The 22,472-nt window shown below is 39.2% G+C and carries 17 protein-coding genes and 1 riboswitch; of the genes, 9 read left to right on the plus strand and 8 right to left on the minus strand.

The features are described 5' to 3' along the window. The 4 genes from PMI_RS10335 (at nt 1) to bcsC (ending at nt 8,972) form a co-directional block, all read left to right on the plus strand. Nucleotides 1–732, plus strand: a complete 732-nt coding sequence (locus tag PMI_RS10335; protein WP_012368242.1) for a cellulose synthase operon protein YhjQ/BcsQ — start codon at nt 1–3, stop codon at nt 730–732. A 5-nt stretch (nt 733–737) separates the two neighbouring features. Next, a complete protein-coding gene (gene bcsA, locus PMI_RS10340) occupies nt 738–3,335 on the plus strand; it encodes a UDP-forming cellulose synthase catalytic subunit (RefSeq protein ID WP_012368243.1) in 2,598 nt (865 codons plus the stop codon). A 66-nt stretch (nt 3,336–3,401) separates the two neighbouring features. Beyond that, entirely contained in the window at nt 3,402–5,693 is a 2,292-nt protein-coding gene (bcsB, locus tag PMI_RS10345) for a cellulose biosynthesis cyclic di-GMP-binding regulatory protein BcsB (RefSeq protein ID WP_012368244.1), read from the plus strand. A gap of 3 nt (nt 5,694–5,696) precedes the next feature. Continuing rightward, entirely contained in the window at nt 5,697–8,972 is a 3,276-nt protein-coding gene (gene bcsC, locus PMI_RS10350) for a cellulose synthase complex outer membrane protein BcsC (protein WP_012368245.1), read from the plus strand. A gap of 84 nt (nt 8,973–9,056) precedes the next feature. Here bcsC and PMI_RS10355 read toward each other — a convergent pair whose 3' ends face one another. The 3 genes from PMI_RS10355 to PMI_RS10365 are packed head-to-tail and all read right to left on the minus strand — an operon-like array spanning nt 9,057 to nt 10,236. Beyond that, nucleotides 9,057–9,470 carry a DUF6691 family protein gene (locus PMI_RS10355; protein WP_004250328.1) on the minus strand — a complete coding sequence of 138 codons (414 nt, stop codon included), beginning with the start codon at nt 9,468–9,470 and terminating at the stop codon, nt 9,057–9,059. 4 nt (nt 9,471–9,474) lie between these two features. Further along, on the minus strand, nt 9,475–9,909 hold the full coding sequence (locus tag PMI_RS10360) for a YeeE/YedE family protein (protein ID WP_004244158.1): 435 nt from the start codon (nt 9,907–9,909) through the stop codon (nt 9,475–9,477). A gap of 3 nt (nt 9,910–9,912) precedes the next feature. Then, entirely contained in the window at nt 9,913–10,236 is a 324-nt protein-coding gene (locus tag PMI_RS10365; RefSeq protein ID WP_004248583.1) for an ArsR/SmtB family transcription factor, read from the minus strand. Between the two features lie 104 nt (nt 10,237–10,340). Between PMI_RS10365 and PMI_RS10370 the strand changes: the two genes are divergently transcribed. The 3 genes from PMI_RS10370 to PMI_RS10385 all read left to right on the plus strand — a co-directional run bounded on the left by PMI_RS10370 (nt 10,341) and on the right by PMI_RS10385 (nt 12,332). Further along, the gene (locus PMI_RS10370; RefSeq protein WP_012368246.1) at nt 10,341–10,847 is read left to right on the plus strand and encodes a SprT family zinc-dependent metalloprotease; all 507 of its coding nucleotides are present in this window, start codon (nt 10,341–10,343) and stop codon (nt 10,845–10,847) included. Between the two features lie 487 nt (nt 10,848–11,334). Next, nucleotides 11,335–11,931, plus strand: coding sequence for a hypothetical protein (locus PMI_RS10380; RefSeq protein WP_012368248.1), 597 nt, complete (start codon nt 11,335–11,337; stop codon nt 11,929–11,931). Next, nucleotides 11,922–12,332, plus strand: coding sequence for a type II toxin-antitoxin system YafO family toxin (locus PMI_RS10385; RefSeq protein ID WP_012368249.1), 411 nt, complete (start codon nt 11,922–11,924; stop codon nt 12,330–12,332). Before PMI_RS10380 ends, PMI_RS10385 begins: the two co-directional genes overlap by 10 nt. 164 nt (nt 12,333–12,496) lie before the next feature. Here PMI_RS10385 and mgtE read toward each other — a convergent pair whose 3' ends face one another. The 4 genes from mgtE to hcp form a co-directional block, all read right to left on the minus strand. Then, nucleotides 12,497–13,570: a magnesium transporter gene (gene mgtE, locus PMI_RS10390; RefSeq protein ID WP_012368250.1), complete on the minus strand. Its 1,074-nt coding sequence runs from the start codon at nt 13,568–13,570 to the stop codon at nt 12,497–12,499. A 76-nt stretch (nt 13,571–13,646) separates the two neighbouring features. Beyond that, a riboswitch (M-box (ykoK) riboswitch) is annotated at nt 13,647–13,818 on the minus strand. A gap of 179 nt (nt 13,819–13,997) precedes the next feature. Beyond that, on the minus strand, nt 13,998–14,330 hold the full coding sequence (locus PMI_RS10395) for a DUF6694 family lipoprotein (protein WP_004244170.1): 333 nt from the start codon (nt 14,328–14,330) through the stop codon (nt 13,998–14,000). A gap of 220 nt (nt 14,331–14,550) precedes the next feature. After that, the gene (gene hcr, locus PMI_RS10400) at nt 14,551–15,555 is read right to left on the minus strand and encodes an NADH oxidoreductase (protein ID WP_012368251.1); all 1,005 of its coding nucleotides are present in this window, start codon (nt 15,553–15,555) and stop codon (nt 14,551–14,553) included. Between the two features lie 57 nt (nt 15,556–15,612). Beyond that, on the minus strand, nt 15,613–17,265 hold the full coding sequence (gene hcp / locus PMI_RS10405; RefSeq protein WP_004244173.1) for a hydroxylamine reductase: 1,653 nt from the start codon (nt 17,263–17,265) through the stop codon (nt 15,613–15,615). A 485-nt stretch (nt 17,266–17,750) separates the two neighbouring features. Between hcp and PMI_RS10410 the strand changes: the two genes are divergently transcribed. Next, nucleotides 17,751–19,232 carry an aldehyde dehydrogenase family protein gene (locus PMI_RS10410; protein ID WP_004244174.1) on the plus strand — a complete coding sequence of 494 codons (1,482 nt, stop codon included), beginning with the start codon at nt 17,751–17,753 and terminating at the stop codon, nt 19,230–19,232. A gap of 190 nt (nt 19,233–19,422) precedes the next feature. Here the strand turns inward: PMI_RS10410 and PMI_RS10415 are convergent, their stop codons facing one another. Continuing rightward, a complete protein-coding gene (locus PMI_RS10415) occupies nt 19,423–20,823 on the minus strand; it encodes an alanine/glycine:cation symporter family protein (protein ID WP_004244176.1) in 1,401 nt (466 codons plus the stop codon). Between the two features lie 196 nt (nt 20,824–21,019). On the opposite strand from PMI_RS10415, the gene clcA reads away from it, so the two are divergent. Further along, complete coding sequence (gene clcA, locus PMI_RS10420) at nt 21,020–22,420, plus strand: H(+)/Cl(-) exchange transporter ClcA (RefSeq protein WP_012368252.1); 1,401 nt, start codon at nt 21,020–21,022, stop codon at nt 22,418–22,420. Nucleotides 22,421–22,472: the final 52 nt, after the last annotated feature.

The raw sequence follows: 22,472 nt of genomic DNA on the forward strand, positions 1-22,472 counted from the left end.
ATGCCACTAATTGTATTAAAAGGGCTCAGAGGTGGAGTAGGAACCACCTCAATAACCGTTGCACTGGCTCGCCAATTTCATCACCATAAATACAATGTCATTGTTATCGATAACTGTGTGAATAATATCTTACATTTCTATTTTCCAGAAAAATCACAAGTCACCACATTAGGACAAGCACTACTCGCGCATACCCCAATAGAACAAGCGATTTGTGATTATCAAAACGGTTATCAAATTTTACCTTTTGGAGTCGTTAATTCAGAAGATAAATTGCACTTGCAAGCATCTGCCACTGCCAACCAACATCTACTGCATTTTTTTACCGCTTTTACTCAACAATACCCAGACACTTTAATTTTTCTCGATTTACAACCAGAGCACGATACCCTTTTTAAATCATGGGTTGCGAAAGCCAATATCGTATTAACCGTTACCACACCTGAAAGTAACTGTCATATTCGGCTTAACCAACATACCTTTGCTGCCAATGAGTATATTCTGGTGAATCAATTTTGTGCCACTAGCCAAATCCATCAAGATTTTTATCAATTTTGGCAAACCAGTCAGTTTCCTTTCTGCCCAATAAAACTTCATCGCGATGAAGCATTATTAGAAGCCTGTGCTTCACGCTTACCTTTATATGATTACCGCGCTAATTGCATGTTAGTTGAAGAAATTAATCAACTTCTACAATGGTGCTTGCCTTTATTGTTAAGCAAAAAAGGATAGCCACAATGTCAACCATCGATTATCCAGAGAAAAAAGCGTCCCGCTCGATAAGGCAACAGGCTACTGTGCAGCCGCATATCTTAACCCGTTATTACAAATTTTATCGTCATAATGGGGCTTCATTCAGTGCGGCTATCGTGAATGAGCTTTTCTGGGTATTAATGTGGCTCTTTTTGCGTATGGAATCCCCTTTTTGGCAGAAAATAGCACAAAAACAACAACAACTATTTCCTCATATTAATCCGCGTCGCCCTAAATTATGCGATCCGATCCGATACTTATTACAAAGTATTTGGCTTATTTGCCATTATTTGATGCTCACCTTGGTGAAAAAACCGATTCAATTTATTGTCTATATTAGACAGTATTATCAAAATCTCTTTGCTCGCTTATCTCCTGTTGCGCGAGATATGATCCATCATAAGAAAAAAAACACGCCACTATGGCAATACGCTCTATTATCGCTCGTTGCTGTTTTTGCCATTTTTATTATCTTATTAAGTATTACTCAACCTTTTGATTTAAAACTACAATTTGTTTTTGTTCTCGTGATTTGGCTGATAGCCTTAGCTATCCGCGATATCCCTGGCCGACTGTCTTCTATTACCATTATTATTTTATCGCTGACTATTGCTTGCCGATATATTTGGTGGCGCTATCAATACACACTCTACTGGGTGGATAATCTGAGCCTTTTCTTTGGGATCTTACTATTACTGGCTGAAACTTATGCATGGATTGTGTTATTTCTTAGTTTTATGCAATGTATTTGGCCACTCCATCGACAACCTATTTCAATGCCTCAAGATACAACACAATGGCCTACTGTCGATATTTTTATTCCCACATATAACGAAGCGCTACAAGTTGTAAAACCAACACTTTATGCCTGTTTAAACATTGATTGGCCTAAAGATAAATTAACTATCTATTTATTAGATGATGGCTCTCGCCCTGAGTTTGCGGCTTTTGCTAAAGAAATTGGTATTCAATATATCACTCGTGAAAAACATGATTTTGCTAAAGCCGGCAATATCAACCATGCATTGAGCAAAGCCTGCGGAGAATATGTGGCTATTTTTGACTGTGACCATATTCCGACACGCTCATTCTTACAATTTACTATGGGCTGGTTCCTAAAAGACGAAAAAATGGCATTGGTACAAACACCACACCATTTTTTCTCTCCAGATCCCTTTGAACGTAATTTAGGCAATTTCCGCGAAACACCGAATGAAGGCACGCTTTTTTATGGATTAGTGCAAGATGGTAATGATACTTGGAATGCAGCTTTTTTCTGTGGCTCCTGTGCTGTATTACGTCGTTGTGCTTTGGATGAAATTGGCGGGCTGGCAGTTGAAACTGTGACCGAAGACGCACATACCTCATTACGCTTACATCGCCATGGTTGGACTTCCGCTTATATTCGTATCCCTCTTGCCGCAGGATTAGCAACAGGATCACTTTCAGCACATATTGGCCAACGCATACGTTGGGCAAAAGGAATGATACAAATATTTCGTTTAGATAATCCACTCTTTGGCAAAGGGCTGACACTGCCACAGCGCTTTTGTTACCTCAATGCCATGTTGCACTTTTTATCAGGCATACCAAGGATGATCTTCTTATTAGCACCACTAACGTTCCTTATCTTTCATGCCTATATTATTTACGCACCCGCCATCGCTATCGCTTTGTATGTCGTGCCTTATTTATTACACATTTGGTTAGCCGCGACCAAATTACAAGGTCCTTATCGCCACTCATTTTGGGGAGAAATTTATGAAACGATTTTAGCTTGGTACACCACTCGCCCCGTATTAAGCACCCTATTCTCACCTTATAAAGGTAAATTTAATGTCACAGAGAAAGGGGCAATTATGAAGAAAAGTTTTGTCGATTGGCAAATTAATCGCCCCTATATTCTGTTTCTTAATCTTAATTTGTTAGGAATTCTATTTGCTTTCTGGCGTATCGCAACAAGCGATCCCGATGAAAGGTTAGCCGTACTCATGTGCTTAGTTTGGGTATGCTATAACTTAGTATTACTAGGTGTTGCCATTGCTGTTTCTGTAGAAGCAAAGCAAGAGCGACAGTTCCCACGGGTACGTCTAAGAGTACCCGCAATGCTATTACTCCAAGACGGTTCGCTTTATTCTTGTCAGCTCAATGACTTCTCTGATAATGGCTGTGCCATTGTATTACCAGATAATTTTACAGTTCCCTTATCTTGTCACCAAGAGATCACCGTTATTCTCAAACAAAATCAACGTGAATATGCTTTTGAAGCACGTATTTTACGGATTGATAATCGCATTATTGGCTTACAACTGCTTAATATGGATACACAAAAATCCATTGATTTTACCGCCTGTACTTTTGAACGAGCCGACACTTGGGCTAATTGGCAACACGCTCTCCCTGCCGATAATCCACTGAATAGTTTAAGAAATATCATTTATATCAGTATGCGGGGCTATAACACCTTACTTAAACGCGCCCCGTATCTTGTTTACCTCTTATTTCGTTTATTAGGGCAGTGTTTATTGTGGCTATTATCGCTACTTCCACGACGTGTCAATGTTTCACAAATATTTCATTAATCTTAACGGTAAAACTCAGCTTTTTGGGAATTTATTAATGAACAATAAGATCTATGGGTAATAATAATGAAAAAATATTTTCTACTATTCGCCTTACTTATGCTTTCCGGTTTAGCTTATAGTGATGACGAAAAAGAAGTGCCAGCGGTTATAACGGAACAACCTTTCATAACGGTTGAAGAAGAGAAAATCACTTTAACATCACCGGATCAGATAATCCCATCTCGCCAAGAAACACGACTATTTGCAACAACAGCACCTACTTATGGAGCTCTAAAATTACAAGGCGCTAGCCCTGATGGTTATCTAGAATTTGGTGTTCGTAGTGATGAATATGTTTCACAGGCAATATTAGATCTAGAGTTTACCCCCTCGCCTTCATTACTGCCTATAGAATCACATCTTAATATCTATTTAAATGATGAGATCATGGGCGTGATCCCCCTGAAAAAAGAAGAACTCGGCCATAAAAACCACATTACATTACCGCTCGATCCACGGTTTATTCAAGATTTTAATCATTTAAAATTTACTTTTATCGGCCATTACCGAGAAATTTGTGAAAACCAAGCCAATACCACCTTATGGCTTGATATCAGCAAAAATAGCCAACTGCATCTCACCTATCAATCATTGAAATTGAGTAACGAATTAGCCAATTTCCCCGAGCCTTTCTTTGATAGTCGCGATTTTGGTACTTTTACCTTACCTATGGTGTTTAGCCAATCCCCTAATCTTACCCAACAAAAAGCGGCGGGAATACTCGCTTCTTGGTTTGGTACACAAGTCGATTGGCGCCAGCAACACTACCCTGTGTATTACAATCAGTTGCCCAATCAACACAGCATTGTATTTGCCACTAATAAACAACACCCCAACTTTCTTAATACACATGCCAATGTCAATGCTCCCACCATTGAATTAGTCTCACACCCAACGGATCCTTATGTAAAACTGCTGTTAGTAATGGGTCGTGATGACAATGACTTAATTACCGCCGTCAATGGTATTGCCCGGGGACAAGTTATTTTTAGAGGGGATACCGTCACCATTAATGATGTCAATCTATTGGCACCACGTGAACCTTATGATGCACCTAAGTGGGTACAATTAAATAAACCAATCTACTTTAATACCTTGCAAGATTATCAAGGTCAGTTGCAATCTCGTGGACTAGAGCCTGCTCCCATCACACTCAATATGACCTTACCTCCTGATTTATTTATGTTTAATAATACAGGACTACAGATGCAATTGCGTTATCGTTATACCGCTCCGGCATTTCAAGATGATTCTCGTATGTCGATTTCAGTCAATGATCACTTTATCAAAGCCTACCCTTTAGAGAGAGATAAAAAAGAGAACTTTATTGTGGCTTATCTACCGTTAATTCAAGGTTGGATCGAAAACAAAAATCTCCTCAATATCCCCGCGGTAAAATTAGGTGAACGTAATCAGATCCGTTTCTCTTTTGACTATACAAATCCGATCCCCGGAGGCTCCGTTGATCAATGTATTACTTATCACCCAGTCCCTAACACGGTAGCATTAGATGAATTATCAAGCTTTAATTTTACTGGTAACTATCGCCACTATATTGCTCTACCTGATTTGCGTGTTTATAGTCATGCTGGGTTCCCATTTAGCCGTTATGCCGATTTGTCAGAAACCCTTATTTATGTCAACCAATCCCCTTCACCTGAGCAATTAACAACGTTATTGATATCATTAGGTAATATTGGTGCACAAACTGGCTATCCCGCGTTAAATGTCTCTTTAACTGCATCATTAGAGGAATTATCAAAACAAGAAGCTGATTTATTATTAATCGGGACAATTCCCCCAGCACTCAATAATGATAAACAGATGAATGTCTTGATTGATAAAGCACGTAGCGAAATTACACTGCCATCACGTGAAATCACCATTTTTAGTCATACCAATTATCAAGATCTAGATAAGCGCCCAGATAGCAGAACATCTTTAACATCAACCGGATCACTCGGCACTATTATTGGTTTTCAATCTCCGTTCTTTTCACAGCGTAGTGTCGTGGCGCTATTAGCCGATAGTCCCCAAGGTTATCGATTATTAAATGAAGCGATAAGTGATAGTGGTAAACGTGATGCAATGCATGGCTCTGTGGTATTAGTCAGAGAGTCTGGTGTCCATAGTTTACGTGTTGGTGATACCTATTTCGTCGGTTATTTACCTTGGTGGGAAGAGGTTTGGTATGTTTTTGCTTCGCATCCTATTTGGCTAGGGTTAGCTGCCATTGTCGGTATTGTGCTTATTTCTCTTCTTATTTGGCAAGCAATGAAAATAAGAAGCCAACGTCGTCTTGCGGATAAGGAGTAAGTTATGATGTGGCGCATTTGTTATCAATATCGCCAATATCTCCTTGCTCTTAGTTTGCTGGCAGGCATTTTGCCTGTCACGCAAGCCGCAGATGATCCGACTGAAACTTTTTTATATGAGCAAGTTAGACTAGGCAACTCGAAAAGTAACGATGTTTTAGTTTCTCAATCACTGTATCGTTTATCACTTATAAAACCGAACGATCCTAGTGTGTTGTTAATGCGTATCCAATTTGCTGTAAAACAAAAAGAAACAGCAAAAGCACAACAACTGGTTGAGCAATTACGTATGCATGGCGAAAATACTGAACAATATCAACGTGCGATTAAGCTACTATCATTAACCCATGAAGATAACCGCCAAATCCTACAAAAAGCCTACCTTTATCAGACTGCGGGTCGTTATGATGAAGCCTTGCAATTATATGATGATATTTACCAAGGCACGCCCCCTGATGAAGGGTTAGCCCTTGAGTATCTCAATGTATTAATTGCTTCAAGCCATGCCAACAAAATGGCACGTATTAAGCAGATTTATCACACTTATCCCAATAACCAACAGATAGCTAATATCTATCAGCAATATCATCTTACCCCAGCATTATCTACCGCATCGGCGGGCTCTGTCTCCTATAACACACTATCTATTCGTGCATTAAAACAGCAGTTACGCCAGCAGCCTGATAATGCAGATATAATCGGAACATTAGGCGTGCGCTATTCGCGCGCAAATCAACGAGCACCCGCGATTTATTATCTTTCTCAAGCACTCACATTGGCTCCCAAACACAACGATAGTGATTTGTGGCGTACGCTGTTGCAATCAAATCAATATTGGCATTTACTTGCCAAGGCTGATGAAGCGTTATTAAATCAAGAGTACTCTACCGCTAAGCGCTATTTTACCCAAGTACGTCAACTCAGCCCCTATAAAAGTGAAGCTTATATTGGTTTAGGGGATATCGAGTTGGCGCTGCATCAATTAGAGCAAGCTGAACGTTATTATCAACAAGCGCTACAATATCAGCCTAATGATGCGGCGACTTTGCATAGCCTGACCAAGCTCTATCGTCAACAATCGCATCAAAAAGCCGCCCAATTTATGGCTAACTTAACATCACAGCAATACAAAAATTTAGCCCAAGACTATGGGTATATCATTTCAGGTATACAACAAGACTTAGCTGCTGATGATGAACAGCAACAACACTATCTCAGTGCGATTGAGAAACGTAAGGCTATCGCTAAAGCGTATCCTGATGAAGTCTGGAATATTTATCGTCTGGCGGATGATTTACTTATCACTCAACAACCCCAACTTGCTGAGGATTACTTTAATCAACTTAATCAACGACGACCTAATGATCCCTCTCGACGATATGCCTATGCGTTATATCTCAATAAAACAGGGCGAGCACAACAAGCACTTAACACCTTAAAGACGATCCCTTTATCGCAGCGCAGTGAAAGTATGAACGCCTTAGATAGCCAATTACGTTTTGGTCAAATTATGGCGCATGCACAATCACTAAGAGAACATAACCAACAACAGCAAGCTGTCGAATATCTTTTCACCCATATTCCTCCTGAGCAAAAAATAGAAAGCTATCTGTTATTAGCGCAATGGGCCGAAGAAGATGACCAACTCAATCAAGCATTAAATTATTATCATACAGTATTAAATTTAGCGCCTAATAATGAAACAGCACTATTAGGTGCAACAGAGATATCTTTAGCGCAACATCAAATAGATCAAGCTCGTTATTACTTAGCTCAGATAGAACAATTATCTCCTGAAAAATTTAACCACTATTCACTAAGACGTTTAGCAAACGCTGAAAAAACGGCGGGAAATATTGATAAAGCCAAACACTATTTTATCTATTTAGCTCGCCAAGTTGACAAGGAGCCAGATAGTGCTGATGGATTAATTTTACGTGATATTGGTCGTTTTTATCGTGATAGCCAACAAGTTCAATCCGCTCATCACTATTATCAACAAGCGATGCTAAAAGAGGGTATCACGGATACACTGCCAACAAACAATATTGAATACACCACACTTATGCGTAACAACCCAAATGATAATTGGCTATCACGTAGTGTACGTGATGATGCAAGTACCCTTTATCGTCAACAAGAGTGGCGTTTTGCCCTAGAGCATGATTATTGGGGATCAAATGGCAGTGAGGGATACTCTAAATTACGCGCTCATACCACCATGTTACAACTGGATCATCCTATTTATCATGGCCGTTTCTTTTGGCGTACTGATTTTGTGCACTTAAATAGTGGCACATTAGGTACAGCGCCATACGATGCTAAATTTGGTAGTTGTTATCGCATAGGTTGTTTCCCTCTAAAGCAAAAAGCCTTTGGTGTTAGTCCTGCTATCGGTTGGGAAAATGAGCAATGGCAATGGGATTTAGGTACCACGCCACTCGGTTTTAATGTGACTGATTGGGTAGGTAAAATTGCTTATAACGATAGTTTTTATCATCTCGGTTGGAGTGTAGATCTTCACCGTCGCCCGGTAAATAGCTCACTACTTGCCTTTGCTGGCCAACGTGATAGTTGGACCAATCAAATTTGGGGGGGCGTTAGAAAAACGGGGCTTCGTTTAAGTGGCAGTTATGATCTGGGAGGCAAGGATGGGTATTGGGGAGAAATATCGCTTGATAGATTAACAGGAAAAAATGTTAAAAATAACAGCAGTGTAAAAGCCATGGGTGGTTATTACTATAAGTTAATCAATGAAAATGATCGCCGCATTTCTGTTGGCTTAAATAGCATGCTTTGGCATTACAATAAAGATCTTAGTGGCTACACCTTGGGGCAAGGGGGTTATTATAGCCCACAACAATATCTCTCATTCTCACTGCCCGTTAATTACCGTCAACGTACTGAAAATTGGTCATGGGAAGTATCTGGCTCTCTCTCTTGGTCTTATTCAAAAACCTATGATAGCAGACGTTATCCATTACAAAATCTCGGTTCAAGCGATAAATTTAATTCTGATCCCATAAAAGAAATATTTAAGCATGAGAGAAATATCATTGATAAGGGGGATTCGGGTCATGGTTTTGGTTATACAGCAAGAGCATTAATTGAACATCGAATAACACCACATTGGTTTATAGGTGCCGCTATCGATATTCAGCAAGCGAAAAACTATACGCCAAGCCATGCACTAATGTATTTACGCTATTCATTTGATGGATGGAATGGTGATTTAGATCTTCCGCCTAACCCGCTTATTCCTTACGCAGATTTTAAATAATCCCGTAACAAGATTAAACAACAAACAGACAGCTAATGCGGTCCGTTTGTTGTTTTTTATCGCGTGTGATTAAAATAGTGATGATTATTGTGGTTTGCGAATTAACCCAATAAATAGCCACCCAACAATCATAGCTGACACAAATAATACACCTTGGGTAAAACCACCCCCCGCTAATACCAAACCCGGTCCGGGGCAAATACCCGCAAGCCCCCATCCTAAACCAAATAAGATACTGCCGAAGACGAGAGGTTTATCAATCACTGTTTTAGTTGGAATGGCCAGAGGACAGGCTAATAAACTTTGTTGACGATGACGTGCAATTTGGTAACTAATAGCACTGACGATAAGACCCGCCCCCATAATAAATAACAATGACGGATCCCAATCTCCACGAATATCTAAAAATGCCAAGATCTTTTGTGGGTTGCTCATACCACCGATGATCAATCCAGCACTAAATAATAGGCCACTAATAAAAGCAATTAATTTGGTCATTATCTTAGCCTCCGATGACATGGCGTTGAATATACACAGTCACAAATGCCGTCACCATAAAGACAAGAACTGCAACAATAGAACGACGCGATAATCGTGCTAATCCGCAAATTCCATGCCCACTGGTACAGCCATTCCCCAGACGTGTACCTGCTCCCACCAGTACACCGGCAATGATCAACTGCCAAGGTGAAACGTCGATAATAGGTGTTAACGGTTTATCGAATAGATAAAATAGTGTCGGTGTAATCAACATACCGAGTAAAAATGCCCATCGCCACCCATTACCTTGTTGGTTAGTGGTTAATACTCCTCCTAAAATCCCACTAATACCTGCAATACGACCATTAAACAGTAATAAAATAGCCGCTGCTAAACCTATTAATAGCCCACCCAATGCCGAGCTCCAAGGCGTAAAGTGAACCCAATCTATATTCATAAGTTAACCTGCTATAGGACAATATAGCTGATAAAGTGTATTTAATAGCACCAATACTTTTTCATCAGCAATAGAATAAAAAATACGTTTTCCATCACGACGAGTATTCACAAGCCCTTCATTTCTTAACACAGTAAGTTGTTGAGAAAGCGTAGGCTGGCGGATCCCTAAACTTTCTTCCAATTCACTGACACTTTTTTCGCCCTGACTTAATTGGCACAATAAGAGTAGTCGATCACCATTGCCTAGCGTTTTCAGCATACTAGAGGCTTCATTAGCCGCTAATTTCATGGCTTCCAATAAATCAGGTTGAACTCGTTGTGTCATGGTAAACTCCATAATCAATATACTTTTTAATAATATGTTAATTTATATATTGTGCAAGTTTTCTTTTATTGCGTGTTTTAATAAGGCGCTATATGCTCTCTAATATGAAAACAGTAAGAGTCCCTATCGCCTTAGTGCAAAGTGTTATGCGTACACTGCGTGAAAAACTGCAACAGGCCAATAAATATCTTAATACAGATTACCCAGAACCCACTCTACAATATAACCAGAGAGGAACTATTGCAGGCAGTGCCTATTATGCAAATTGGGAGATCCGTCTTAATCCTACATTATTGATTGAAAATAAACAGAATTTTATTGAAGAAGTTATTCCTCATGAATTAGCACATCTGCTAGTTAGTCGCCATTTTGGTCGTGTGGCACCTCATGGCAAGGAGTGGAAATGGATGATGGAAACTGTGTTACAGGTGAGTGCGAAACGGACCCATCATTTTGATATCAGCAATGTAACAGCAAAAACGTTTAGCTATGCTTGTCGCTGCCAAGAAATACACCAGTTAACTCTTCGCCGACACAATAAAGTACAACGAGGAGAAACCCAGTATCGTTGTCGTCATTGTCAGGCGATTTTACAATTAATTAAAGAGTAAAAAAAGTAAGCTTGGTCTTTAAGACTAAACGTCAGCCGAGGTTCTGAGTGACACTGAGCAGGGATGTTAGTATAAACACTGGCAATAAAACTGCGGGAAGTCATTTCAAATCTTGATGAATTCAAATGATCAATTAAGTAAAAGTATATCAGGCAAAAAGATAGAGAAACTTATTGAATTTTATGCAAACTATATTCAAATACTTCACAAAATTACAGTGAATTTATCAAACGTTGCATCATTGCAAGTAAGGAAGTTTATGATGAAAATAGAAAGGCAAATGCAATATCGCATGTAATTCAAGTAAAGCCTGAAGAGCCAAAGAAAAATATTCCTACTAAAAAAGATCAAGAGTAATTTCTCACTGAGTCATATAGCCAAGATCAAATCATCTAGCCCATCCTTGGGATGGGTGATGGTATATATCCTTTAGCTTTAAATGATGTATACTTTGTATGCGTATCTATTTCAGCGAAGGTAATAAACTATGATTTCTGAGGCTATTATGATGGCAATGCTATCAAATCCAATGGATAAAAAAGATGTGGATTCAGGCTTGGCTAATTTAGCCATGTCGATAGCTACCATTGTTGATAAAAAGGCAAAAGGTGATGTATCACCAGATGAAATTATGGATTTAATTGTTGGTGGTAAGACCGTGCTAACGACCCTTGTTACATCAATCGATGAAATAGTGGCTTTACTTGATGACCCAACAAAAGATGACATAAAAAAATATGCAGGTAATAACCCTGATGAGGTTATGCGTGAATTGGAACGAATGATTAACCATGGTAATAATGTAGTTATGATGATTGAGGCAATGTATAGCATTGCTAAAACTACCAAGGCTTTTCATCCATTTGAAAGCATAGCTGATGGTTACTTCAAAGAAGTTATTATTAAAATGGCTGCACTAAGAAACCATACACAAGCACTTTATAGACAATTTAATCAGCATATTAACCCGTTACCCGCAATGGAGGTTGAAGATGGATTCGGTGAAGAGGATATAGCATTGTTTAATTCCTCAATAGCTGAATTTAATCAAGATCTGCTTGCAGGTAACTTGCAATGCCGATAGTCACAATCACGCCCAGATATAAAGATAACGGTGTTTATCGGAAGTATGCGGCTAAGCTATCAGCTGCTCTTAATGGCTCATCCCTCTCTGGGTATGTAGGTAAATTTGCTGATTTTAGGAATAGCGCCATAGCGCGTCAGTCATTTATTGAAAAGGTTCATATAAGAACGCCAAATGAAAAACCTTGGGATGGCGAAACTCGACAGGCTGTTAGAGTGAGCGATAACTTTTTAGTGTTTTGTAAGCACTGTATGTACGATGATTATTACCAAATTCTGGCAATCATAACTCCTGATGCACATGCTCGTTCAGCTGCGTTGCTTCCAATATTGGCAGATATGGCAGAAACTTATTTTCATTCTTTATCGCTTAAAGAGTTAGCTGGATTAGATCAGTTCTAGCCACACATAGCTCAAGGACGACTTGCTTGAGATCACATAGCGGGTGGTTTTATATTTAAGACGCTGACGCGACTTAAACAGGCTAAAGCCCATAACAAAAAATAAAGCCGATAACTTGTTAGTTTATCGGCTTTATTCGGTATAAATAGGGGAGAATTGATATATTAAGCAAACACACTCATAGTATGAGATGCTATTTCAAAGTAGATAATAAGCCCAGTGCCATCAATAAACGTTGCAATAAAAGGTGCAGACACCACCGCTGGATCAACACCAATACGCTTTAATACCATTGGAATAATAGAAGAGACAATAGCACTCCAAACCGTAATTGAAATTAGCGTTAATCCCACCACTATCATCACTTCCATGCCAACCCCTAAGGTCCAAGCACGAATAAATCCTGCTATTCCCATGGTTAAAGCCACCATTATCGAGGTCGTGATCTCTTTTCTTAATACTGACCATACATTACGCAAACTCACCTCACCTAATGCCATGGCACGTACTAATGTTGAGGTAATTTGTGTACCGCTATTGCCACCAGTACCAATTAATAATGGAATAAAGAAAGCTAAAGAGATAGCAGCTTCAAGTCTGTCTTCAAAAGCATGTAACACCGTACTGGTATAAGCTTCAGCAATAAACAGCATTAATAGCCAGACAACACGTTTACGCCACAAAGTAACCGGACTTGTCTCTAAATAAGGTTGTTCTAATGGCGACGTTGCCCCCTGCATTTGTGCATCTAGCGTATTTTCATCTTCAATTAAATCAGCAATATCTTGAGGTCGTAATACACCAACTAACTTACCAAAATGCATCACAGGTACACTGTCTAAACCACTTTGGCTAATTAACTGATAAACATCATGTCGGCTTTGCTCCGGTGAAACTGAGAAAAATGTTTGGCGCATAATATCCGAAACAAAAAGCTCATTATCAGCAAGTAGTAATGATTTAACCGGCAAAATACCGTTAAGATAATTATCTTTATCTACGACATACAGATAAGTTGGAATTAATTCATCTTTTAAATCATTAACCAGCTGTGCTTTTACATGTTCAACCGAATCTGCGACAGAAACAGAAATATAATTCTGGCTCATATAAGCACTAACGGTAGCATCATCTTTTAAACGATGATGTTGCTCTTGTATTGAATGATTATTGGGTGTGTTTAAGGATGCGCCTGCCATTAATGCAGCATCCATTTTATGTTGAGGAGTAAATTTCATTTTTTTGGTTCCCTATGACTGTTTGTGTTTAGCAAATCAGTTCTCAATAGGGGCGAAACCAGATGCGAGAATGCAAAAGCTATCTACACGTCTCGGTTTTAGCACTATACAACGTATCCGATGAATACTGGAAGTTACATGGAGATATACCTTCGGTCGATATATCTTGTCCTAATCTTGGGCGTCTCTCGACGTCGTCAGATCAGTAACCTGTGTTTGTATAGGAGCCTCGCCTAACGAGATACTGCACTTTTCTTGCGAATGCGGCGCGCATTATAACCACTCACATTATAATGAAAAGTCTCATCGTAGTTTTGTTTAAGTTCTATTGATAAATCTTAAATCGCTTATTTTTACATCATTAATTAAATACTCACCTCAAATAGAGATGAATAAAATAGTTTTAAATAAATTGGTTATTAATTGATTATTTTAATGCTAATTTTTGTACTTTTATTTCTTCAGCTTGTGAGAAGATCTCATTGACTGTTTTACCATCTAACGATTGACACATTTTTCGCGTGATCATATCAGCATTTTTATTGCGCCCAGCAATGACTAAATCATTAAAATTAATATCATTTAGCATGGCTAATTCTATTGCTTCATCAAAGCGTTGCTGCTCTTCAAGCGGTAATGAATTGCGCATTTCTACAATCGATATTCGTAATGACTCAACATTAGAGCCATCTAGGGTTTGATTTTTTTCGCAACCAGAAAGTATGACAGTAAATAAACAAATAAATAACAATTTTCTCATATATCCCCCCTTTCCCTATCATAAATTAAATAATAGCAGAATGTGTATCAGTAAACTGCTAATTAAGTAAAATAAATATTTAATTCATTATAGCTTTACGTGTTATATATTATATTGAATAAATAAACTCTCTTTTTAAAAATAATAACAAAAAACCCCGCTAATAAATTAGCGGGGTAAAATAGAAGGATAGATAAAGAATAGATAATAAAATGAATGATTAGGCTAGTTCAACATCACCTGTTAATCGACAACTACAGGCTAAAACATAACCTTGTGCTATCTCATCAGCAGTTAAAGTACTGGTGCTGGTGACCTCATAATCACCTTTCACAATGCGTGTTTTACAGCTACCACACACTCCAGCACGACAAGCAGCCAAAACAGGAACACTATTTTCTTCCATCGCTGTTAATAATGTCATCCCCACCGGTACGTTAATTTGCTTTAACGGATGACGAATAGTCATAGTAAGTTGTTGTGCTTCATCAACACACATTGGCTCATCACCAAAACGTTCCATAAAAATATTCTCTGCACAAACACCAAGATTTTTGGCAAAACGCGCAGTATCTTCCATATAACTATTAGGCCCACAACACATAACTGTACGATTGGCAATATCAGGCACTAAAGCGGCTAGTTTTTCTTGAGAAATACGTCCACTAAAAATTCCCTTATCATCCGGCAACTTAGGCATCATAATAAAATTGAGATTATAGGGATAAGCATTAGCCAACTCTAACCACTCTTTTTCAAAAATAAATTGGCTCTGTTCGCGAATATTAAAAATGACCGTGATATCCGCTTTAGGTTGATTATTTAACAACCAACGCGTCATCGACATAATAGGGGTCACACCGCACCCCGCAGCGAGCATTAAATAGCGCGTTCCTTCTCTATCTGCACAGGTGAACTCCCCTTGTGCGTCTGATAACCAGAGATAATCCCCCGGCTTAACTTGGGATGTTAACCACGTTGACCCCACCCCATTGTCGATACGACGAACCGTTAAAGAGACAAAAGGACTTAATCCCGGAGAAGACGAGAGCGTATAAGCTCGCATCGTTTCATCGCTATTATTAATACTGACTAGTGCAAATTGGCCGGGTTTATAGCGATAAAAATCATGGTTAATTAAATTCAGTGTCCACACTTCCGGGGTTTCCTGATGGATAGAGTGAACTTGCATACGATTAGGACAAAGAGCTGTTGGCATCGTCATGGATATTGCTTCCTTACCGAAGCCTTTAGGCTTCGGCAATGATGATGAATAAATAAATTAAGCAGAAAGAATTTCTTGAAGATCTTGTTCTGGCGTGGTGATCGCACGCATACCAAATTTTTCATTAAGTATTGCGAGCAAATTATCGGTTAAAAATGCAGGCGCAGTCGGCCCAGTATAAATATTTTTTACCCCTAATGAGAGTAGGGTTAATAAAATAACAATCGCTTTTTGTTCAAACCACGACAAAATCAAGGACAGGGGTAAATCATTTACACCACAACCTAATTTTTCTGCAAGATTAACCGCTAGCATAATCGCAGAGTAGGCATCGTTACACTGACCCACATCAAGTAAGCGCGGTAAGCCCTCTAATGTGCCAAAATCAAGTTTATTAAAGCGATATTTACCACAAGCTAATGTCATAATTAAGCAATCTTGGGGAATGGCACGAGCAAGATCGGTATAGTAGCTACGTTCACCACGACTACCATCACACCCCCCAACTAAGAAGACATGACGAAGTTTTTTCTGTGAAACTAAATCAATCACTGTATCAGCCGCATTTAATAGTGTTTGACGACCAAATCCAACAGTAATTAAGTGTTCAATTTCACTGTACGGAAATCCCTCTAAAGAGAGCGCTTGCTCAATCATTTCAGAGAAATCATCACCTTTAATGTGTTTCACACCCGGCCAACCAACAATACTACGCGTCCAAATACGATCGCCATAGTTCCCCACATTAGGATCAATAATACAGTTAGATGTCATTAACACAGGGCCAGGAAATTTGGCAAATTCACTTTGTTGATTCTGCCAACCACTTCCGTAGTTACCGACTAAGTGTTTATATTTTTTCAGCTCTGGATAACCATGGGCGGGTAACATTTCACCGTGCGTATAAACATTAATGCCTTTACCTTCGGTCTGTTCAAGTAGCATCTGTAAATCTTTCAGATCATGGCCTGAAATTAAAATAGCTTTACCTGCTACTGGGCGTACATTAACGGAAACAGGGGTTGGATCACCATAAGCTTGAGTTTCACCTTTATCCAATAACGCCATAATACGAAAGTTCATTTGACCAATGCCCATTGCATTGTCTAGCAACTCATTCATATCCGCAGGATCGGTACCTAACCATGCCATGTAACGATGATATTCAGCATAAATTTCATCATCGTACTGGCCTAAAACATGAGCATGCTCCATATAAGCAGCAGCACCTTTTAAGCCATACAAGCAAAGCATACGTAAACCATGTAAATCATCCCCCACTTGCGCTTTATCATTATTTAATGCAAAGCGTTGGGCTTGTTTCTGTAGACTGGCTAAGTCGTTGCCTTCTAATTGAATTTCGGCTTTAGGATGAGCGACTTGGATGGCTGCATTTTTGGCTAACGTACGTGATTTTAAGCTTTCACGTAAATAAATAGCCTCTTTGGCATATCCAACAATACGTTCAGAATCAAAATTAACATTGGTTAACGTCGAGAAGAAAGCCCGTGGCGCAAAGCTGTCTATATCGTGATCAATAATATCAACACTACGCGCAGCTAATGCCCATGCTGACAGCCCTTCTAATACTGCCACCAATAAGTCTTGTAGATCAGAGGTTTCTGCTGTTTTACCGCACATACCTTGTGCATAGGCACAACCATTACCAACAGGTGTTCTCATTGTTTGTTCACATTGCACACAATACATATCGAATTCCTTCTATAAGATGACGCTTTATTTTTATAAGTTGCATTAAATATGCAACATAAGAATACGCCATTTTTATAGTAGGAAAAGTGTCAGATGAAATAATCTGCGCCATGTTTGATCTAACGCAATTTATTGCTGTGCTTAAGAGCTTGCTTTTTTTTCTGTTGATTTGGCTTCACACCTCGTAAGAGGGTGAGTAAACAAAGTAAAGGGCTTTTCTTATAAGGGAAATTGAGAAGAAATGTTGCAGTGTCGCACGGGATGATTTTGTTACATCTCAGCTAAAAAAGAGTGAGATGAATCGATTAAATTAATTAGTTCTCATTGTATATATAATATCTATTTATTATTTTTGATAGTTAATATTACCTATTGCATCAATAGCTAATAAAATTACTACAATTGATATATTTTAATAGTACGAGTATTACGAAATGAAACTATAGAATTTGACGATACTCCCCCTACACTGGAGATTAAAAATGATTAAATTAAATAATGTTCCATCCGAATTTCGTCCCTTAGAAAGCTACAAAATGTTAATCGGCGGCGAATGGGTATCCAGTACATCGCAACAAACGACCAAAACCTATAGTCCCGCAACCGGTGAGTTATTAAGTGAATATCCATCAGGTACAGCTGAAGACGTTGATCTTGCTGTAAAAGCGGCTCGTAAAGCTTTTGATCATTGGCGTAAAACCTCTCCTGCTCAACGCCAAGCGCTATTATTAAAAATTGCTGACCGTTTAGAACAAGAGCAAGAACGTTTTGCTTGGATTGAGTCTCTTGATAACGGTAAACCACTCAATGAATCGAAAAACATCGATTTACCCGCCTCTATTGACCATTTTCGATATTTTGCAGGCGTGATACGCTCTCATACCGATGAAAGTGCTGTCTTAGACGAAAATACCCTGAGTCTTGTTATTCGTGAGCCCATTGGTGTCGTTGGACAAATTATTCCATGGAATTTTCCATTATTAATGGCTGCTTGGAAATTAGCCCCTGCCATCGCCGCTGGAGATACCGTTGTTATTAATCCAGCCACACTCACCTCACTTTCATTATTAGAGCTAGGTCGTATTTTAAATGAAATATTACCAGCCGGTGTTATAAATATTGTTACTGGTCGTGGATCTGTTGCTGGACAAGCTATTCTAGAACACCAAGACATTGATAAACTAGCATTTACCGGTTCAACCAATGTAGGTTATACCGTTGCAGCTGCGGCGGCGAAAAAAATGGTACCAGCCACTTTAGAATTGGGGGGTAAGTCAGCCAATATCGTCTTCCCTGATGCGAATATGAAAAAAGCCGTTAAATATTCCGCACTAGCGATATTGATGAACCAAGGACAGGCCTGTGAATCTGGCTCCCGTTTATTCTTACATAGAGATATTCATGACGCATTCTTAAAAGAGTTAAAAGCAGAATTTGAGCGTATCCGTGTTGGTGATCCACTTGATCCTAATACACAAATGGGTACCCAAGTCAGCCAAGCGCAAATGGATACCATTTTAGGGTATGTTGAACTGGCCAAAAAAGAAGGTGCAACCATACTCACAGGAGGTGAGCGTATTACGGGTGAAGGGTTTGATGATGGCTTTTTTGTTCGCCCAACCATTATTATCAATGCCACAAACCAAATGCGTGTCGCACGTGAAGAAATTTTTGGCCCTGTATTATGTGTGATCCCATTTGATAATGAAGAAGATGTTATTGAAATGGCTAATGACTCTGAATATGGCCTTGGTGGTGGTGTCTGGACTCAAGATATTAACCGCGCACTACGAGTTGCAAAAGCCGTTAGAACTGGCCGTATGTGGGTAAATACTTATCATGAACTTCCTGCTCATGCACCATTTGGCGGTTATAAAAAATCAGGCTTAGGTCGTGAAACGCATAAAATGATGTTAGATGCCTACAGCCAAGTGAAAAACATCTTCATTAGTACCAAAGAATAATTAACCTCTAGTTAAGCATATTCTTATAAATATAATTATCTATACTCATCTCTTAGCCTTCTCCCCAGAAGGCTTTTTATTTGCTGTAAGCAACAAAAAACCGTATGCGCTTTTCCTAATATCTAATATTAACTGCTCACATACGGTTATTCGTTTAGATGGTCATTTAGCCTTAGATAAACAAACGCGTTTATTCCGCTTCTGCTTCTTTTTTGCTTACAGAATTCACTTGTTCATTTAGATCAATATCAACCGCATTAACATCTTTTATATAGTCTTTTGTTAGACGATAAACGATGGGGCTAAGCAGTGCTAATGCAATTAAGTTAGGAATAGCCATCATCGCATTTAATGTATCAGCAAGTAACCAAACAAATTCTAAGGATTGAGTCGCGCCAATTGGCAAGGCAATTAACCATGCAATACGAAAAGGCATAATGGCTTTCGGTCCAAATAGATATTGCACACATTTCTCACCGTAATAGCTCCAACCTAAAATAGTGGTAAAAGCAAAAACAGCCAATGCGATCGCAACAATATAGTTACCTCCAGGGATAGCCATAGAGAACGAACTTGCAGTAAGTGTTGCCCCACTTTGCCCTGTCAGCCACTGTCCGGTGATCACAATCGTTAATCCGGTGACAGAACAGACAATAATGGTATCAATGAAAGTCCCCAACATGGCAATTAAGCCTTGACGGATCGGGTTTTGTGTTTTGGCTGTCGCATGAGCAATGGGTGCACTACCTAATCCTGCTTCATTGGAGAATACACCTCGTGCAACACCAAAACGTATTGCCGCCCAAACAGCCGCACCAGCAAACCCACCTTGCGCAGCAACCGGTGTGAAAGCAGATTTTACAATCAACATAAATGCATCAGGAATAGCAGTAATATTCAGTGCAAGTACGACAATCCCTGCCCCAAAATACCCTACTGTCATAATGGGCACTAATTTACCGGCAACATCAGCAATACGCTTAATTCCACCAATTAATACAGCACCGACTAAAATAACTAATGCAATTGCTGTCACTGTGGTAGAAATACCAAAATTACTTTGCAAAACATCCGCCACTGAGTTTGCCTGTACCGTATTACCTATACCGAAGCCGGCAAAACTACCAAAAATAGCAAATAGCGTTCCTAACCAAAGCCATTTTTTACCTAAACCGTTTTTAATATAATACATCGGTCCGCCAACGTAGTTGCCGTATTTATCAACCTCACGAAAACGTACCGCTAACACAGCTTCTGAATATTTAGTCGCCATACCGACTAAAGCAGTCATCCACATCCAAAATAGCGCTCCCGGTCCACCTAATACAACCGCTGTAGCGACTCCAGCAATATTGCCCGTACCGATAGTGGCAGAAAGCGCCGTCATTAATGCATTAAAAGGTGAGATTTGTCCCTCACCTCTTTTATCATTTTTCTCAAATAAGAGTTTAAATCCTGTACCTAATTTTCTAATTGGCAGAAAAGAGAGTCTAAACTGCATAAATAGACCGATGCCTAGAATGCCGACTAACATCGGTACTCCCCACACCACGCCATTAATAGCGCTTAATATATTTGTGATGAAATCCATACGTTACCCTTTTTATCCAAATGTTATGTAAATATATATTTTTTGTTATCAGATACACTAAAGATGAAAAAAAGGAAATATGCTAGAAAAAAAACCGACTAATTATGAAATTGATTACATTATGTGAGAAATATCACTTGATGATTAAATTACGCTATTATTAGATACATTGTTATTTATATATAAAACATAAATTATGTATCAGCGAAACACGATCAAAAAATCGCAAAATCAACAACGCTTTAATTGGTTTAGAAAAGCGAAAGAAACTAACCTTGCCCCGGTGAAAACGCTTATTCTTTCCGCCATTATCGGTACGTTAGCCGGATTAATTGGGGTACTATTTGAAAAAGCCGTTGGCTGGGTCATTCATTTAAGACAAGATAAATTAGCCGAGGTATTAACCAACCCTTATCTTTTGGCTATTGGCACGTTACTTGTTTCCTCTCTTTTAGCCATGAGTGGCTACTACTTAGTGAAGAAGTTTTCACCAGAATCTGGTGGTTCAGGTATACCGGAAATCGAAGGGGCAATGATAGATATTCGGCCAGTTCGTTGGTGGCGGGTATTGCCAGTAAAATTTATAGCCAGTATCGGTACCTTAGGCTCAGGTATGGTACTTGGTCGTGAAGGCCCCACCGTGCAACTAGGGGCTAATATTGGTCAACTCATTAATGATGTCTCTCGCGTTAAAGATAAAGGAACGCGCCAAACACTATTAGCCACAGGGGCTGCTGCCGGTTTAACGGCTGCCTTTAATGCTCCCTTGGCAGGCATTCTATTTATTATTGAAGAGATGAGACCACAATTTAAATATAATCTTATCTCTATTAAATCCGTCTTCATTGGCGTGATCATGTCTTGTATTGTATTTCGCCTAATTAATGGTGAAGGAGGCGTCATACAGATAGGTAAATTTTCTTCAGCGCCGATGAATACACTGTGGCTCTATTTAGTGTTAGGAATGTTATTTGGTGTTGTTGGGGTTATTTTTAGTAAATTACTGTTTTATGTTCAAACACAATTCCAACATTTTTATCAAGATAAAACCTCACGTTTTGTTTTAGCCGGTGGCGTGATTGGTGGTGCATGTGGTTTACTTGCGTTGATTATTCCTGAAATAACCGGAGGCGGTTTTAGTATTATTCCTGCATTAAGTGCCGGAGGATATTCGTTAACTGCACTGCTAATATTTTTTGTGTTACGTACCATCACCACCATTATCAGCTTCTCCTCCGGTGCACCAGGAGGAATTTTTGCCCCCACATTAGCCTTAGGCACACTCTTTGGTAGCGCTTTTGGATTAATGGCAACCTATCTTTTCCCTGATTATCAAATTCAAATTGGCACTTTTGCTATTGCTGGAATGGGTGCTTTATTTGCCGCAACGGTGAGAGCACCACTAACTGGGATTGTGTTAGTTCTAGAAATGACCGATAACTATCAACTTATTTTGCCAATGATAATTACCTGTCTTGGCGCAACCATGCTGGCGCAATTATTAGGCGGGCGACCTATTTATACGGTTCTACTCGAAAGAATACTACAACGCTCAGAAGCCAAAGAAAAAACAGAGGCTCCCAAAGAGCCCCTATAGTTTTCAAATACTAAAATACCCTCGCTGTGATCTAACGAGGGTATTTTTCTCA

The organism is Proteus mirabilis HI4320 (assembly GCF_000069965.1).
GTDB lineage: Bacteria > Pseudomonadota > Gammaproteobacteria > Enterobacterales > Enterobacteriaceae > Proteus > Proteus mirabilis.

Bases quoted from the DNA above. Each gene is read 5' to 3' on its own strand.
- PMI_RS10335 (WP_012368242.1), top strand. From the start codon at position 1: ATGCCACTAATTGTATTAAAAGGGCTCAGAGGTGGAGTAGGAACCACC.
- bcsA (WP_012368243.1), top strand. From the start codon at position 738: ATGTCAACCATCGATTATCCAGAGAAAAAAGCGTCCCGCTCGATAAGG.
- bcsB (WP_012368244.1), top strand. From the start codon at position 3,402: ATGAAAAAATATTTTCTACTATTCGCCTTACTTATGCTTTCCGGTTTA.
- bcsC (WP_012368245.1), top strand. From the start codon at position 5,697: ATGATGTGGCGCATTTGTTATCAATATCGCCAATATCTCCTTGCTCTT.
- PMI_RS10355 (WP_004250328.1), bottom strand. From the start codon at position 9,470: ATGACCAAATTAATTGCTTTTATTAGTGGCCTATTATTTAGTGCTGGA.
- PMI_RS10360 (WP_004244158.1), bottom strand. From the start codon at position 9,909: ATGAATATAGATTGGGTTCACTTTACGCCTTGGAGCTCGGCATTGGGT.
- PMI_RS10365 (WP_004248583.1), bottom strand. From the start codon at position 10,236: ATGACACAACGAGTTCAACCTGATTTATTGGAAGCCATGAAATTAGCG.
- PMI_RS10370 (WP_012368246.1), top strand. From the start codon at position 10,341: ATGAAAACAGTAAGAGTCCCTATCGCCTTAGTGCAAAGTGTTATGCGT.
- PMI_RS10380 (WP_012368248.1), top strand. From the start codon at position 11,335: ATGATTTCTGAGGCTATTATGATGGCAATGCTATCAAATCCAATGGAT.
- PMI_RS10385 (WP_012368249.1), top strand. From the start codon at position 11,922: ATGCCGATAGTCACAATCACGCCCAGATATAAAGATAACGGTGTTTAT.
- mgtE (WP_012368250.1), bottom strand. From the start codon at position 13,570: ATGAAATTTACTCCTCAACATAAAATGGATGCTGCATTAATGGCAGGC.
- PMI_RS10395 (WP_004244170.1), bottom strand. From the start codon at position 14,330: ATGAGAAAATTGTTATTTATTTGTTTATTTACTGTCATACTTTCTGGT.
- hcr (WP_012368251.1), bottom strand. From the start codon at position 15,555: ATGACGATGCCAACAGCTCTTTGTCCTAATCGTATGCAAGTTCACTCT.
- hcp (WP_004244173.1), bottom strand. From the start codon at position 17,265: ATGTATTGTGTGCAATGTGAACAAACAATGAGAACACCTGTTGGTAAT.
- PMI_RS10410 (WP_004244174.1), top strand. From the start codon at position 17,751: ATGATTAAATTAAATAATGTTCCATCCGAATTTCGTCCCTTAGAAAGC.
- PMI_RS10415 (WP_004244176.1), bottom strand. From the start codon at position 20,823: ATGGATTTCATCACAAATATATTAAGCGCTATTAATGGCGTGGTGTGG.
- clcA (WP_012368252.1), top strand. From the start codon at position 21,020: ATGTATCAGCGAAACACGATCAAAAAATCGCAAAATCAACAACGCTTT.